This is a genomic window from Qipengyuania sp., assembly GCF_964227205.1.
In the GTDB taxonomy this organism is placed as follows: domain Bacteria; phylum Pseudomonadota; class Alphaproteobacteria; order Sphingomonadales; family Sphingomonadaceae; genus Qipengyuania.
On sequence record NZ_CAXQVB010000005.1, the window covers coordinates 300,610 to 316,285 of the forward strand.

General features: G+C 64.2%; 14 protein-coding genes and 1 pseudogene. 6 read left to right on the plus strand and 9 right to left on the minus strand.

The features are described 5' to 3' along the window. The first annotated feature begins 178 nt into the window (after positions 1–178). Positions 179–382, plus strand: coding sequence for a preprotein translocase subunit SecE (gene secE, locus ACEQZ0_RS13115; protein ID WP_370191409.1), 204 nt, complete (start codon positions 179–181; stop codon positions 380–382). Positions 383–426: 44 nt separating this feature from the next. Next, positions 427–963 (plus strand): transcription termination/antitermination protein NusG, encoded by a 537-nt coding sequence (gene nusG / locus ACEQZ0_RS13120; RefSeq protein ID WP_370032582.1) that lies wholly within the window; start codon positions 427–429, stop codon positions 961–963. 63 nt (positions 964–1,026) lie between these two features. Here nusG and ACEQZ0_RS13125 read toward each other — a convergent pair whose 3' ends face one another. From ACEQZ0_RS13125 to ACEQZ0_RS13140, 4 genes are all read right to left on the minus strand, one after another. Then, complete coding sequence (locus ACEQZ0_RS13125; protein WP_370191410.1) at positions 1,027–2,139, minus strand: transporter; 1,113 nt, start codon at positions 2,137–2,139, stop codon at positions 1,027–1,029. 68 nt (positions 2,140–2,207) lie between these two features. Then, a complete protein-coding gene (locus tag ACEQZ0_RS13130; protein WP_370191411.1) occupies positions 2,208–2,582 on the minus strand; it encodes a hypothetical protein in 375 nt (124 codons plus the stop codon). 52 nt (positions 2,583–2,634) lie between these two features. Continuing rightward, positions 2,635–3,651, minus strand: a complete 1,017-nt coding sequence (locus ACEQZ0_RS13135; protein WP_370191412.1) for a retroviral-like aspartic protease family protein — start codon at positions 3,649–3,651, stop codon at positions 2,635–2,637. 143 nt (positions 3,652–3,794) lie between these two features. After that, positions 3,795–4,958, minus strand: coding sequence for a sensor histidine kinase (locus tag ACEQZ0_RS13140; RefSeq protein ID WP_370191413.1), 1,164 nt, complete (start codon positions 4,956–4,958; stop codon positions 3,795–3,797). Positions 4,959–5,222: 264 nt separating this feature from the next. Here ACEQZ0_RS13140 and rplK point away from each other — a divergent pair, with 264 nt between their 5' ends. Both rplK and rplA read left to right on the plus strand, forming a co-directional pair. Continuing rightward, a complete protein-coding gene (gene rplK, locus ACEQZ0_RS13145; protein WP_370191415.1) occupies positions 5,223–5,654 on the plus strand; it encodes a 50S ribosomal protein L11 in 432 nt (143 codons plus the stop codon). A 4-nt stretch (positions 5,655–5,658) separates the two neighbouring features. Beyond that, on the plus strand, positions 5,659–6,351 hold the full coding sequence (gene rplA, locus ACEQZ0_RS13150) for a 50S ribosomal protein L1 (protein WP_370191416.1): 693 nt from the start codon (positions 5,659–5,661) through the stop codon (positions 6,349–6,351). Positions 6,352–6,455: 104 nt separating this feature from the next. Here rplA and ACEQZ0_RS13155 read toward each other — a convergent pair whose 3' ends face one another. From ACEQZ0_RS13155 to ACEQZ0_RS13170, 4 genes are read right to left on the minus strand one after another with little or no spacing between them, the layout of a single operon-like run. Continuing rightward, complete coding sequence (locus ACEQZ0_RS13155) at positions 6,456–7,358, minus strand: GNAT family N-acetyltransferase (RefSeq protein ID WP_370191417.1); 903 nt, start codon at positions 7,356–7,358, stop codon at positions 6,456–6,458. A gap of 20 nt (positions 7,359–7,378) precedes the next feature. Then, the gene (locus tag ACEQZ0_RS13160) at positions 7,379–8,347 is read right to left on the minus strand and encodes a hypothetical protein (RefSeq protein WP_370191418.1); all 969 of its coding nucleotides are present in this window, start codon (positions 8,345–8,347) and stop codon (positions 7,379–7,381) included. Positions 8,348–8,400: 53 nt separating this feature from the next. Further along, positions 8,401–9,159, minus strand: a complete 759-nt coding sequence (locus ACEQZ0_RS13165) for a competence/damage-inducible protein A (RefSeq protein WP_370191419.1) — start codon at positions 9,157–9,159, stop codon at positions 8,401–8,403. Between the two features lie 33 nt (positions 9,160–9,192). Next, positions 9,193–10,701 (minus strand): flavin-containing monooxygenase, encoded by a 1,509-nt coding sequence (locus tag ACEQZ0_RS13170; RefSeq protein WP_370191420.1) that lies wholly within the window; start codon positions 10,699–10,701, stop codon positions 9,193–9,195. Between the two features lie 185 nt (positions 10,702–10,886). Here ACEQZ0_RS13170 and ACEQZ0_RS13175 point away from each other — a divergent pair, with 185 nt between their 5' ends. Together ACEQZ0_RS13175 and ACEQZ0_RS13180 are read left to right on the plus strand one after the other, a co-directional pair. Continuing rightward, complete coding sequence (locus ACEQZ0_RS13175; RefSeq protein ID WP_370191421.1) at positions 10,887–11,915, plus strand: LacI family DNA-binding transcriptional regulator; 1,029 nt, start codon at positions 10,887–10,889, stop codon at positions 11,913–11,915. A 32-nt stretch (positions 11,916–11,947) separates the two neighbouring features. Further along, positions 11,948–15,274 carry an amidohydrolase family protein gene (locus tag ACEQZ0_RS13180; RefSeq protein WP_370191422.1) on the plus strand — a complete coding sequence of 1,109 codons (3,327 nt, stop codon included), beginning with the start codon at positions 11,948–11,950 and terminating at the stop codon, positions 15,272–15,274. 64 nt (positions 15,275–15,338) lie between these two features. On the opposite strand, the pseudogene ACEQZ0_RS13185 reads toward ACEQZ0_RS13180, so the two are convergent. Continuing rightward, a pseudogene (locus tag ACEQZ0_RS13185) lies at positions 15,339–15,676 on the minus strand (methyl-accepting chemotaxis protein); the annotation flags it as partial.

Consider the following 15,676-nt stretch of genomic DNA (forward strand, 5'->3'; position numbering starts at 1 on the left):
GGGCGATTTCGGCGCCTCCCTGCTTGCCTTTTCCGGCGCGCAGGCCTAGGTGGAGCGCTGTCTTCCGACATTGGGAATCGAAAAAGCCCCTCCCGGTCTTGCATCGGGGTGGCGAGAGACCCTACCTGAAAGGGACGTGGCGGAAGGCGGCACGAATTTTACGCGAGAGACGTGAGCGATGGCAGACGAGAAGAAGACCAGCCCGGCGGAATTCCTCCGGCAGGTACAGACCGAAGGGCGCAAGGTCGTGTGGCCGACGCGCGAGGAAACGGTCCGTACGGCGATCTTCGTGTTCATCATGATGGTCATCCTCTCGGTCTTCTTCCTCGGCATCGATTCGCTGTTCAGCGCCGTGGTGCGCTGGCTGCTGACGCTGGCCTGATCTTTCCGGGCCTGGGCCGCATTTCGACAGGGTAACGAGTACACATGGCACGCTGGTATATCATCCACGCCTATTCCGGCTTCGAGAACAAGGTGCGCGACGCGATCATCGCCGAGGCCGAACGCCTCGGCCTGTCCGAGGGCGTCGAGGCAGTCGAGGTCCCGACCGAGACGGTCACCGAGGTTAAGCGCGGCAAGAAGGTCCAGGTCGAACGCAAGTTCATGCCCGGCTATGTGCTCGCCAAGCTGAACATGACCGACGATGTCTATCACCTGGTCAAGAACACCCCGAAGGTGACCGGCTTCCTCGGCACCAACAACAAGCCGCAGCCGATCTCCGAACGCGAGGCGGCGCGCTATTTCGGCGGTGTCGAAGAGGCCCGCGCGGCACCCAAAAAGGACATCAGCGTCGATTACGAAATCGGCGACCAGGTCAAGGTGCTCGACGGACCCTTCGCCAGCTTCAACGGCCTTGTCGAGGAACTCGATTTCGACAAGCAGAAGGTCAAGGTTTCGGTCTCGATCTTCGGTCGCGCGACGCCGGTCGAACTCGACTTCGAACAGGTCGAACTGGTCAAATAGACATCATACATTCGATGGTTTGAATGCGGCCCCGCCTGGCTTTGCCTGGCGGGGCCTTTCGATTCAGAAGGTGCGGCTCAGCGAAATCGAGGCGCGCCAATCCTCGGGTAGCTGAATACCGTTGAGCTTCTGGTACACCGGCACGCCCAGCTCGACGCCGACTTGAGGGCGCTCGTGTCCCCCGAAAGGCAGGGCGACATTGGCTCCGAGCCCGACCAGCAGCGTGTCCCCACCGTAATTCTCCTGCCGGTCGGCAGGGGTCCGGTGGTTGTGCGGCCCGTTGTAGTGGCCGAGGACCTGCCCCTCGTGTTCCAGCGTAACCCGGCTGGTGAGACTGAAGCCGTCGTCCACCAGATAGCTCAACCATCCGCTCGCCTGCGCCTTGTCGCCGAAGGCGAAGCCGCTCTCGTTCGCGCTTTCGGTGCGCCAGCGGTAGCTTGCCTGTACGCCCCAACCGACCATGCCGGACCGGCCGGAAACGGTAATGGAAGGCTCCACATCCCAAGTTCCGCTGCCCGATTGCATCATGTAGTGAACGAAGGTGCCATCGGGATTCTTGCGGTCCGCCTTGCCGGTGGGTGCCCACACTCCCAGCGTGACATGCGCCTTGAATTTGGGCGTGTTGGCGAGGCGATAACTCGCCGACACCAGCGTGTCGCCAAAGCCCCGCGTCGAATGAGTCATGCTTTGGCCGAAGGGCAGGCCGGCATGGGCATGGCCCATCTCCATCCCGCCCATGTCCATCGCGCCCGTCCCGGTGTTCATGGGATCGATTCCGGTCATGGTCATTTCGTGGCGCATCCAGTGCGGCATGACCATCAGCGTCAGCTTGTCATTGGGCGCATACATCAGGTCGAGCATGACCATGTCCATGGTCATTTCCTGCGCCTTGACCGTGTAGCCGGCGGCGAGGATGTCGGCATCGGATATGGAATCGGAACCCGCCTGGCTGGAGCCCGCGTGTCGGCTCCTCGTATAGCGAAGTCCGATCATGAACTCGCCCCCGTCATGGGTGTGCTCGTTCATGAGCCCGGCGGCGGGGTGCAGCGACACCGGGGTGACGATGATCGGATCGTCTTTCTCGCTTGTGCTCTCGGCGCCCTCTTGGGCGAGGGCGGGGTAGGCGGCAAGCAGCGGCAGCGATGCCATAGCGGCGCGCACGAAAACATGTTTCATTGTTGGTTCCTGTCGTAAAATGGGTTTGGCCGTGGTGACGGCATCACCCATTGAGCAGGTGACGCCGGTCAGGCGGCGACAGGAGGGCCGCGACCGGGCGGGATCAGGAAGGCGCTGCGTTCGAGTAGCAGGCTGGCCAGGACGGCGACGGGCAACTGGTCCGCTGGCGGCCCAGCGAGCAGAACGGGGCTGGTCGCGGGAAAGGGGGCGTCGCCAGAAAAGCCGGCGAACAGGCAAGGCGCCGAATCGTGCCTTGCCGTTTCGTCGGGCGCTTTTTCGCGATCGAGCGGGATGGTGACGGTGGCGGCCGAATTGCACATCTTCGCCACGATCACGTCGTTGCGGCCGGTGTCGGGCATCCACCCTGCGGGCACGAACGCGCGCAGGAACAGCGTCGCTGCCAGCAGCAGCCAAATCGCCTTGGTTGAGTCCGCGCCTGCCATGATCCGCGTCCTTAGTGGGGTCGCTTCGGCACCTCAAGCTGGGACGAAAGGGTCAGCTACAGGCGATCGAACGATCGGCCTTGAGCCGTGAGGCGATAGTCGAGGTTCGCAGGACGAGCGAAGTGTTGTCGCATTTCTTGAGTTGAAAGCGCACCTTGCGATCTTTGAAGTCGAGCGAGACACGGCGGAAGTTTTCCATCAGGTCGGTGCCGAGCAGGAGCGAGGGCTTGTCATCCAGCCCGAAGACCTCGAAGGGCGGAACATCGGCAAAGGCGATCGGTACATTGCGCAGCAGTATCGGACCCAGCTTCATTTCCTTCACCAGCAGGAAATCGAGTTCCATCTCGTTGCCGGTAACACCAAAGACCTTTATCTTGCTGAAATTGCCGGCCCGCTTGAGCGCCAGCTTGTCGCGCAGCGCGCGATTGCCGATGGTGATTTCGGAACCGGTATCGACCACTGCCTCGACTTTCTGACTGCCGACCCTGACCGCGGTCAGGATCAATTGTCCCTTCTGCAGCCGACCCTTCACTACGATTATGCCGTCCATCACCGCGCCTTGGGTAAAGCCGTCGTCGACGCTGATGTGACGATCCTCGAAGTCGATCAGCAACCGCTGTTCGACCAGTGCATCGAGCCCGATCATGCCGTCGCCACCTAGGTCGCGCTCGTCGAGGACGGGCAGCTCGAGATCGGTCGTGGCCGTGGGGCCGAGAACGATTTCATCGACCAGCACGCGGTTAACCAATTTGCTTTCGGTGATTCCGTGCAGCATGGCCGGGGTGCCCGCCGGCATGGCGAGCCTACCGGCAAGCCTTTCGCCGATGACCGAGGAATCCGCGCCGCTGTCGACGACGAATTTGTGCGGTCCGGTGCCGTTCACCATCACGTCCACGGTCATTCGGCTGCGCAGCTTGCGTGCGCCGATCTCCTCCCCTCCGATGGCGAGGGTTTCGTCGAACTCCGCCGTCGGTAGGCGGGGCATCTGCGAGACGGAGGTTTCGGGAGCATTGGGGGCCTGTGCCGAGGTATGAGTACCGCCGCACATCAGCACGGCGATCCCGATCATTTTCAGGCCTCTCAACATAAGGGTGACACTATACCACAAGGTTGCCGGATACGATCGGAGTTCGACAGGCGTGGCACCCCGGTCGATCGGTGAACCGGCGGTTCTATAGCCATTCGGCCAATCCGACCCCGAGGCGATCGCGTCTACTTCGCACCGAAGCCTTCATCGACGAGGCGGGCTGCCAGCGCCGCCGAATCGGTATTCTGCGGATTTGCCAATACGGCGGCGGCTGGAACAACGAGCCGGTAGGTCAACTCGCCCTCGCCAAGCGAGCGGGTTGCTGTGCCGCGCAGCATTTGCGGTACGATCCGGGTGAGCAATTTGGTGCCGAAGCCGCCCTTGCCGTCGACTGGCTCGCCAGTCCCGTTGCCGGGGGGTAGCGTCTCGTGCCAGGTCAGCGTGAACGTCTGTCCCTCTTCCCTGTCCTCGATCGACCAGCGGACCGATGCCCTGCAACCGGCATCCTGCGACAGGCTGTATTTGTGCGCATTCGTGGCCAGTTCGTGGATCGCGAGCGAAATCTGTTGCGCGGCCTCGCTGACCACTTGGGTCGGCGGTCCCTCAACCGAAACCTGTGCGCCGTAGGTGAGAAGTACCGGGTCGAGCTGCTGGCGGATGATGGTGGCAAGATCGCCCGACTGGTGACCTTCTCCGCGCATGACGGTCGAGGTGGCCATCGCCAGCGAGTGGATTCGCCCGAGCAGCGTCTCGACGAATTCCTCGGACCGCTCATGGCCCTGTGCCGTCTGCCGGGTCAGCGCGGTGACGACTGACAGCAGGTTGGCGCTGCGATGCACCGCCTCGCGGGTCTGAACGGCAAGCTTGGCATTGGCGTCGTGCAGCCTCTCGGTCCGTTCGCTGACGAGATCTTCGAGGCTGGCGAGAGTCGCCTGATGCGCTTCGATTTCGCGCTGCAGATCCTCGTTTGCTTGCGCGAGCTGCGAGGGTGAGGGAAGCGCGACGAGGACCGGGATCAGCCGGAACAGGACCACGGCCGTCGCTGCAGACACGACCCCCGTGGCAAGCTTCAGCACCCCGACCCACGGATAGATCGGATACCACAGCGTGACGATACCCATCAGATGGGTCAGCCCGCAGAGCAGGATGAAGCTCGCAAACAGCACGACGAGGCCGGAAAAGGGAATGTCGGTCCGCTTGCGCAAGACGCTCAGCAGCGCGATCGGGATTGCGGTGTAGGACAGGAAGATCAGCAGGTCGCTGCCCGCCCACAGTGCCACCAGCCACGGTTGCCACAACAGACACATGCCGTGCGGCATATATTGCCAGATATCGATGAAGCTCTGCATGGATGCTCCGCTTGGGTTGCATTGTACTAGCACGCTCGCAAGCGGGCCGGATAGTGGGGGGCATTACGACATGCGCTGGAACGCCTGCAGGGTGCGAATCGCTTGCATTTCCGCGTGAGAGCGCTATGTGCGCGCCTTCCCAAGCCAGCTTCGGGAAACCGCGCGGAAGGTCCGCACCCCATCGCATGGGGGCAGGCCGCTTGACCGCTTACCATGAGCCGGACGTCGAAAGAGGTCCGGCAACAGTGAGAAAGGAGGCCATTCATGGCCAAGAAGATCGACGGCTACATCAAGCTGCAGGTGCCCGCGGGCATCGCCAATCCCTCGCCGCCCATCGGCCCTGCGCTGGGTCAGCGCGGCGTGAACATCATGGAATTCTGCAAGGCTTTCAATGCTGCGACCGACAGCATGGAAAAGGGCATGCCGATTCCGACGACGATCACCGTCTATGCTGACCGTTCGTTCACCTTCGTCACCAAGAGCCCGCCGGCCAGCTTCCTCATCAAGAAGGCCGCCAAGCTCAAGTCGGGCTCGAAGGAGCCGGGCAAGGTTTCGGCCGGAACTATCAAGCGTTCGGCACTCGCCGAAATCGCTGAAACGAAGATGGCCGACCTGAACGCGAACGACATCGAACAGGCTACCAAGATCATCGAAGGCAGCGCGCGTTCGATGGGCCTCGACGTGGTGGAGGGCTAAGACCATGGCTAAGCAGACCAAGAAGCAGCAGCTCGTCGCCAAGCTCGACGGTGAAAAGCTCTACAGCGTCGACGAGGCTCTCGCCACGCTGCGCGAGCACAAGGCGAAATTCGACGAGACCGTCGAAGTCGCGATGAACCTCGGCGTCGACCCGCGCCACGCCGACCAGATGGTCCGCGGCATGGTGTCGCTCCCGAGCGGCACCGGCAAGGACGTCAAGGTCGCCGTCTTCGCCAAGGGCGACAATGCCGAGAAGGCTCTCGCCGCCGGCGCCGACAAGGTCGGTGCGGAAGACCTCATGGAAGACATGCAGGCCGGCAATCTCGACTATGACCGCGTGATCGCGACCCCCGACATGATGGGCGTCGTCGGCCGTCTCGGCAAGGTGCTCGGCCCCAAGGGCCTGATGCCGAACCCGAAGCTCGGCACCGTCACGCCGAATGTGGAACAGGCCGTGAAGGACGCCAAGGGCGGCCAGGTCGAATTCCGCGTCGAGAAGCAGGGCATCATCCACAGCGGCATCGGCAAGCTGTCGTTCAAGGACGAAGACCTGAAGAAGAACTTCAAGGCGCTGACCGATGCGATCGTCAAGGCGAAGCCGTCGGGGGCCAAGGGCAAGTATGTCCGCAAGGTCACGCTGACCTCGTCGATGGGGCCGGGCCTCAAGGTCGACCTCGCCGAAGTCGAAGGCGCCTGACAACGCCTCCTGTCGGGGGCTCCCTGAACGCGCGAGGCGTTCCCGGGCAGCCTGGCGACAGGACGGACAAGAGGGCCGGCGGGTGTAGACCCGCCGGCCCTTTTTCATGCTCTCAACATTCGTCGGGCCAGCGCCTCGGCGCCGGTTCTCGTCGCAAGCGACTTGGCCAGCGAGACGCTCTGGTCGAACAGGGCGAGGCTGCCCAGCAGCGCCCGGTTCACGACACTGGGACGCAACAAAAGGAAGCTCGCGCAGCGTATGCTGCCGGTGCGGAACAGCGCCTTGTGCGCTCCGTCGCCCTCGGTAAAGTCGAAATAGCGAAAACGCTCCTCGGCAAAGAGCCGCTCGAGCGCGGCCAACTGGAGAACCGTCCCGGGCGACAGGCCTGCATGATGGGGGTCGTAGCCCAGATGGGCGTAGATCAGGGTTTCGCCTTCGACGGGCAGATAGAGATAGGCCACCGGTTCACCCTGCAGGAAGAGCAGAAAGGCACGCAGGCAGTCCACCTCCGCGAGTTGGTACATGGCCGCGCGGAAATGGTCGTCCTCCGGCAGTCCGGCATCGAGCAGCCGCGCCTGATAGGTTCTTCGGGACAGGGGCAGGGCCAGCTGCGCGAAGCGCTCCAGCTCATCGGGGCTCCGGTATTCCCGCAGGTCGAGCCTGCCACCGGCCGCTTCTTCGAACTTGCGCCGCTTGCGCCTGAGGGTCGACCTGGTCTTGCCGGAGAAACGCGCCAGGTAGGCGTCGTAGGTCCCGGCCATGTCGATAAAGCTGCGGTCAAACGTATCGCGCGCGCCGACCAGGAATCCCGGCATTGCCTCGCGCAGCCGCTTCTCCGCGCGAGCGGGCGCAGACAGGACGCGCAAGCCCTCGACAGAGGTGAGTGCGGGAACCGGAGGTAGGCGCTCGCAAAATATGTCCTTCAGCGAGAATGCCAGCGTGGCGACGTCGCGCTCGACCGTCATCAGGCGCCGCGAACCAACGGTAAAAGCGATGCCATAGGGCATCGAATGGGTGCTTCCGAAGGTCACTTCGCGCCGTAGAGCCGGTTCGCGACGAATTGTTCGGCCATGCGGGCCATACTGCGGATCGGGTTCCGCTGCATGGCGGCCGCACCCGTCTCGTCGCCGAGCTGCGGAGGGCGGCTGCCGAATGTGGCACTATCCGCCCCGGATATATCGGCGAGGGTCCGGCAAAACCTGGCGAAGCGGCGACCCAGTATCCGGTTGGATCGGGTCCGGTCGCGGCTCATCAATTCGAAACTGTGGCTGACGATGTTGAAGGCTTCCACCTTCTCGCTCACGCAATGACGCAGCGCGGCCTCGAGCTCCCAGTGCGACAGGGCGGTAATCTGGGCGTGGCGCTGGCCGCCGATACTGGCGACCGAACCGACCGGAACTTCGATCGCGCCCTCGTGCTGCACCACGGCCTGGTCGTCCTGCGTGAGGGAAATCCGGCAATCCGATACCGCAATGCCCGGCACATGGCTGCTGTCGTAGCGGATGCCCACCGTCCGCAATGCGCGCAAGGTTGCATCGTTGGCACCGAAATTGCCGGCGCGAAAAGCCGACGGGCTGGGCGCCCCTGCGGCGATCAGCTGGTCGCGCGCCAGCCCGAGCAGGTCGACCTGCTCGGTCTCCGTGAATTCGTGGAGATTCCGGCCGGTCCTGGTCTTGAGGGGATTGGCATCCCCGGCGAGCTCGAGCCATTCGGGATGAAGGTGCAATTGCACTTCGTGCCCGCGCTCTAGGATCGGCTCGACGACCGCGGCGACCGCGCCCGTTCCCCAGACGAAGGCAGGCATGGGGTCGACGAAGAACACCCCCTTGATGTCGTGGGCGTCCATCACATCCATCTGGTGGACGATGCCGACTTCACCGTCGGGAGTGCGGCAGAGGATCGAGCGGTCGAAGACTTCCTCGCGCGCCTGAACGCCGAGTTCAGCCGTCAGACCCGCCGAATACTCGGTGTCGATCGTGATGTAGACCGCCGTCATAGTAACCCTACTACCATGCGAGAGTTAACGGCGCGATTATATTGTAGAATTCGCTATATGCCACCAGGGGTGAAGTCGAAACCGGCGGTGGCCAGCCCGTCGCAGAGACTGTCGACGCAGCTCCTGATTTCTTCGGCACTGGTCGACCGGACCACGAAATTGGCGCCGACCCGGCCTTCGCGGAAGAAGGGATAACTGCCGATCTGGCACTTTTCGTGCGCCTTCTCGACCTGCCGGAGAATGTCCGCGACTTCGCTCTCGGGGGTCCAGCAGCCGACCGTTTCGGACAACAGCGGCGCGCCGCCTTCGAGCGTTCCGGTCAATGCGTCGAGCATGCCGGCGGTGATGTGCGGGACACCGGCCATGAGATGGATATTGCCGAGCTTGATCCCCGGCGCGCCAGACATGCGGTTGGGGATCAGCTCCGCGCCTTCGGGAACGCGGGCCATGCGCAGCCGCGCTTCGGTCAGGCCGCCGGGCTTGTCGGCATAGTATCTTTCGAGGATCGCCCGTGCCTGCGGGTGGATTACGACTGGCACGCCGAGCGCCTGCGCCACCGCATCGACGGTGATGTCGTCATGTGTCGGGCCGATTCCTCCAGTGGTGAAGAGGTAATCATAGGCCTCGCGGAGCGCATCAACCGCCTCCACGATACGCTCGATCACATCGGGAACCACGCGCACTTCGGACAAGCGGATACCCTGGACCTGCAACCAGCTGGCAATCTGCGCGATATTCTTGTCGTGCGTGCGGCCCGAGAGGATCTCGTCGCCGATCACGACGAGGCCTGCGGTATAGATGCGTTCGGTCATGCGGCGGTGGGTAACGCGGTTGGAGGGCGAATACTACTCCGCAGCTTCGAGCTGCTCGTCCACGCCCCGCGCATTGGCGCCGTGGCGGCGGAACTCGAGCAGGCCGTCGTCGACCGGATCTTCCTTCATCCGCTTGCGGTCGATGACATATTCCTGGTTGAGCCGCCAGGGATAGGTCACCGCATTGCGCGGCATAATATGCTTGCCGCGCTGGATATATCCCGACGAAAAGTCGAAGATATCGTCTTCCTCGATGGCCGCTTCGGCCTGCGGTGTCAGGACCGGCTCCGCCACGTCGACACCCTTCGCCTTGCTCTCGTTCAAGACGCGGCAGATGAAATCCGAATTGATGTCCGCCCGCAGCGTCCAGCTGGCGTTGAGATAGCCGAACACCACCGCAAGGTTGGGCACATTCGAGAACATGCAGCCCTTGTAGTAGAAGTGCTGCGCCAGATCGATTGGCTGGCCTTCCTTCGACAGCGCGATCTTGCCGGCCACGGCCAGTTTGAGACCGGTCGCGGTGATTACGATATCGGCCGGCAGGAAGCTGTCGTCGGTCAGCCGGACGCCGCCTTTTTCGAAGGCCTTGATCTGGCCGGTGACGACTTCGGCCTTGCCGCGCTTGAGAGCATCGAACAGGTCGTCGTCGGGCACCAGGCAGAGCCGCTGTTCCCACGGATTGTAGGGCGGGGTGAAAGGCGCGAGATCATAGTCCTTGCCCATCGATTTCCTGATCCGCTTGTGCAGCCCGTCCTTCACCTTCTGCGGCTTGTTTCGCGCCATCTTGAAGCTGAAGTCCTGCAATTTGATATTCTTCCACCGGGTGATCCGGTAGGCGAGCTTTTCGGGCAGGATCTTGCGCAGGAAATTGGCGAGCGCGTCCTTCGCCGGACGGCTGAACATCCAGGTCGGCGTGCGCTGGAGCATGGTAACCTTGGCCGCCTTGTCGGCCATCGAGGGGACAATGGTCACCGCCGTGGCGCCCGAACCGATCACAACCACATTCTTGCCGGCATAGTCGAGGTCTTCCGGCCAGAACTGCGGATGGATCACCTGGCCCTCGAACTCGCCGAAATCGAATCCCGGATCGTAGGGCTCGTCGTAGTCGTAATAGCCCGAGCCGAGATAGAGCCAGTTGGCGGTGAGGTGCTTCCGCTCGCCCTGGGCGGTCTCGAGCGTGACGTGCCAGCGGGCCTCGCTCTCGCGCCAGTCGGCGGCGAGCACCTTGTGGCCGAAGCGGATGTGCTTGCGAATGTCGCGCTCGTCGACGATGCGGTCGAGATATTCCAGAATGGCGGGGCCGTCGGCGATCGACTTCTCGTGCTTCCACGGTTCGAAATCGAAACCCAGCGTGTGCATGTCGCTGTCCGAACGGATGCCGGGATAGCGGAACAGGTCCCAGGTGCCACCTAGATTGTCGCGCCTCTCGACAATGACGAAACCGTGGTCCGGCGCCTTCTCCTTCATATGCGCCGCCATGCCGATGCCGGAAATCCCCGCACCTACGATCATCACGTCGAAATCGGTCGCCGTATTCTTCATCTCGCTCTCCCAGCTGGGTGGAGCCTAACCCAGACCGGAGCGCAGCGCCAGTCTCAGTTGCAGTGCGCAACCTAAGTTGGCATTCGGGCGATTTCCTATCGCTTCACCATCCGCTCCGAGGCTTGGCTCTCGCTTTCGAGGATCGCGTGAGTTAGGGCGGCTGCGACGGGGAGTAGTTTCAGCAGATGTCGAACAGCGATAAGTCCCGGCCACGGCGTGTCACCTCGATCGATGTGGCAGAGCTTGCCGGCGTAAGCCAGTCGACCGTCAGCCGCGCGCTGTCGGGTTCGGAAACCATCACCGAGGCGACCCGTCGCCGGGTCGAGCAGGCCGCGGAACAGCTCGGCTATCAGGTGAATGCTCGCGCGGCCGGCCTTCGGCGCGGCGAAACGGGCACGATCGCCATCGTCGTGATCGGACGCCCGGGACATGGGCCGACTGCGGTCAATCCGTTCTATTACACGCTGCTCGGCAGCACATGCGCGGCGGCGGCGGAACGAGGGTACGAAGCCCTGGTTTCGTTTCAGGCCAATGCCGAACAGTTCTTCGGCCATTACGTCGCGCGGCGGCAGGCCGACGGCGTCGTGGTGATCGGCACCGCGACCAACGAAGCGGCATGGGACTATTTCCGCGCCTGCGCCGAGGAGGCGGGAGGGATGGCCTTCTGGGGGTCGCCTTTCGACGATAGCGTTTGGGTCCGCTCTGACAACCGCGACGGCGGTCGCCTGGCTGTCGAGCGGCTGGTCGCGGGCGGCGCGCAGGATATCGTCTTCGTGGGCGACACCGGCTCTTCGCAACGCCAGTATCGCGAACGCTTCGAAGGCTATCGCGTGGCGATGGAAGAGGCCGGATTGGCCCCGCACGAGCCGGTGGTAAGCCAGGGCGAAGATCGCGTCTCGCAGGGGCGCAATGCGATCGCACAATTGGTTGAATCGGGTGCGCGTTTCGACGGGCTCTTCTTCGCCTGCGATGCGATGGCATTGGGCGCGCTGGAGGAACTGGCCGCCCGTGGCATTGCGGTGCCCGACAAGGTTGGGGTGATCGGTTTCGACGGTCTCGGTTCGGGCGAATTCAGCGCGCCGCCGCTGACCACCGTCGAGCCCGATTTCGCGCAGGCGGGCAAGCTGCTCGTCGAAACCGCGCTTGCATCCGAAGGCGAGCGCCCCGAGCGCCGCGTCGCCGTCCATCTGGTCGAACGCGCCAGCGTGCGTTGACCCATCATCATCTTGTTCATCGGGAGAGAACCATGAAGACCAGCATCGCCTCCGTCCTGGCTGTGCTCTTTGCCAGCCAGGCGGCCCTTGCGCAGGACCCGCAGCCGAGCCCCAATCCGGTCGAGGAACAGGAGGTCGACGCGTCGGCGGAAACTGGTCCGGCCGAGGGCAGCGGGATGGCCGTGACGGCCGCCCCGGCGAGCGCCAATCCGGCTGCCGAAAGCGACAAGGAAGAGAAGTGGGACATCACCGCGCCGCGCGGGGCGGTGATCCGGCAGGTGCCGATCCGCACCGACGAAGGCACATGGATGGATGTCGACGTTTCCCCCGACGGCCGCATGCTGGCCTTCTCGATGCTGGGGGACATCTACACCATGCCGATTACCGGCGGCACGCCGACGCGGATTGCCGAAGGGCTTGCCTGGGAAGTGCAGCCGCGCTTTTCGCCCGACGGGCGCCGCATCGCGTTTACCAGCGATCGCGGGGGCGGCGACAACATCTGGATCATGAATGCAGACGGGTCCGACAAGCGCCAGCTGACGAAGGAAGACTTCCGTCTGCTCAACCAGGCGAGCTGGTCGCCCGACGGCAATTACATCGTCGCCAAGAAGCATTTCACCACCCAGCGCTCGCTCGGCACGGGCGAGATCTGGCTCTACCACGTTTCGGGTGGTGGCGGCGTCAAGCTGGTCAAGCGCGCCAGCGAGGCGCTGCAGAAGGAACTCGGCGAGCCGGTCTACTCCCCTGACGGCACGGCAGTCTATTACTCGCGCAACGTCACCTCGGGGCCGATCTTCGAATACGCGCAAGACTCTACGCAGGGCACCTTCGCCATCGAACGCTACGAACTGGCGACGGGCGAGGTGACCACGGCGGTCAGCGGCTATGGCGGGGCAGTGCGCCCGCAGCCCTCGCCCGACGGCAAAAGGATCGCCTTCATCCGCCGCGACAAGGACCGCACCGAGCTGTGGGTCAAGGATCTCGCCAGCGGCCAGCAGCGCATGATCTACGGCGACCTCGACATGGACATGCAGGAAACCTGGGCGGTCCATGGCTTCTACCCGCTGATGGACTGGACGCCCGACGGCACTTCGCTCGTGCTGTGGGCGGGCGGGAAGATCCGCCGCGTCGCCGCCGATGGCAGCGGGGCGACCGTCATTCCCTTCAGCATCGACGACACGCGCGGCGTGGCCGATGCCCCGCATCCGGTGATCCCGGTGTCGCCCGACAGCTTCACCGCGAAGATCCCGCGCTTCGCCAGCGTGTCGCCCGATGGCCGGACCGTCGTGTTCGAAAGCCTCGGCAAGCTCTATGCGAAGCCGGTAGCGGGGGGCACCGCGCGCCGTCTTACTTCGGGAGACGACGCGGCGCTCGAACTGTGGCCCTCGTGGTCGCGGGACGGCAGGCGTCTCACCTATGTCCGCTGGACTGATAGCGGCCTGGGGCAGGTGATGACCGCCAGCGCCAATGGCTCGGGCGCCCGCGCGGTCACGCGCATGCCGGGCCACTATGCGAACCCGAAATTCTCCCCCGACGGCAATACGATCGTCTTCGAGAAGCGCTCGGGCGGCTATCTGACCTCGCCCGAGTTCTCCGAGAACGAGGGCATCTACCGCGTCGCCTCGACGGGCGGCACGGCCCGGCTGGTGGCGCGCGACACCTCGAGCCCGCAGTTCGGCGCCGCAAGCGACCGCGTGTTCATGCTCGGCCGCAACGACGGCAAGCTCCAGCTTATTTCGGCCGATCTCGACGGCGAGGCGCGGCAGGTCCATGCCGAGGGGGAGCTGGCGACCGAATATCATGTCAGCCCGCGCGGCGATTTCGTCGCTTTCCGCGAGAATTACGAAGTCTTCGCCATGCCGCTGATGCCCGGCGGGCAGGCGGTGACGGTGGGCGAGAAGGCGAGCTCGCTTCCCGTGGTGCGCGCTTCGAAGGGCGGGGCGGACTATATCGGGTGGAGCGAGGACGGCGACACGCTGACCTGGTCGATGGGGCCGGTGCTCTATCGCGCCAGTCTCGCCGCGATGTTCGCCAATGCGCCGAAGGACAAGGACGCGCCCAAATTCGTCCCGCCGACCAGCGGCACCTCGCTCGAGCGTACCATCGCCGCCGACAAGCCGCGCGGCACGGTCGCGATCACCGGTGCGAAGATCCTCACCATGGCAGGCGAGGGCGCGGGCGAGATTGCCGATGGGACCATCGTCATCACGGGTGACCGGATTGCCGCTGTCGGCCCGGCTTCATCGGTTGCGATTCCGCAGGGGGCGACCGTGATCGATGCCGGCGGCAAGACGATCATGCCCGGTCTGGTCGATGCCCATGCGCACGGGCCTCAGGGCACGGGCGATCTCGTGCCGCAGCAGAACTGGTCGCTGGTCCAGAACCTCGCCATGGGCACGACGACGATCCACGATCCTTCGTCGCAGGCGAGCATGATCTTTGCCGCGTCGGAGCGGCAGCGCGCCGGTTCGCTGCTCGCCCCGCGGATCTTCTCGACCGGGGAGGTGGTCTATGGGGCCAAGGCGCCCGGCGTCTACGCCCGCATCGACGGCTACGAAGATGCGCTCGCGCATATCCGGCGGATCAAGGCGCAGGGTGGTATTTCGATCAAGAACTACAACCAGCCGCGGCGTGACCAGCGCCAGCAGGTCGTGGCTGCCGCGCGTGCCGAGAACATGCTGGTGGTGGCCGAGGGTGGCTCGCTGTTCGGCATGGACATGAACCTGATCGCGGACGGAAATTCGACCGTCGAACACAATGTCCCGGCCGAGCATTTCTATGAGGACGTGCTGCAGTTCTGGGGCGGTTCGCAGACCAACAATACCCCGACGCTGGTGGTCACCTATGGCGGCCTGGCGGGCGATCCCTACTGGCGCCAAGCGACCGATGTGTTCGCCAATCCGCTACTGATCCACACCCCGCCGCGCCAACTGATCGCGGACACCGCGCGGCGGATCAAGGCTCCCGACTGGGCCTTCGTCGACGACGATGCCGCGCGCGAGGCGCGCAAGCTTGCCCAGCGCGGGGTTAAGATCAGCATCGGCGCCCATGGCCAGCAGGCTGGCGTTGGCCCGCATTGGGAACTGTGGAGCTTCGTCCGCGGCGGAATGACGCCGGTTGAATCGCTCCGCGCCGGGACGATCGAATCGGCTCGTTCGCTGGGTATGGATCGCGATATCGGCAGTCTCGAGGTCGGCAAGCTGGCCGACCTCGTCGTGCTCGATGCCGATCCGAGCGAGAACATCCGCAATTCGGACAAGATCGACCGGGTGATGCTCGGCGGCCGGCTCTACGATGCGCGGACCATGAACGAGGTCGAGACCGGCACTGCGCGCCGCCTGCCCTATTGGTGGGAATAGGCTGAAGAAGGGTGGCCCGGACAGACTCCGGGCCGCCCATTTCCGCAGGCCTGACCAGCCGCGTTCAGGCGGCGCGAAGGTGTTCGAGGAATCCGTCGACCCGGCGTTTGAGCGCACCTGCCTGCCCCTCCAGCTCGGCAGCCGAGGTGAGCACCTGGCTCGCCGCAGTGCCGGCAGCGAGGCTGGTCTCGCGGAACTGCTCGATTTGCGCCGAAACCTCGTCGGTCGAGCGCGCGGCGAGATCGATGCTGCGCGCCAAGTCCTGGCCGGCCACAGATTGCTGGTCGACCGCGCTGGCGATCGAGACGGCGGTCGATTCGAGTTCCTTGATCTGTCCGGCGATAGCGCGGAGCGCGCCGACGCTGGCGCCGGTCGAATCCTGCATCGCGTTGATCTGCTGCG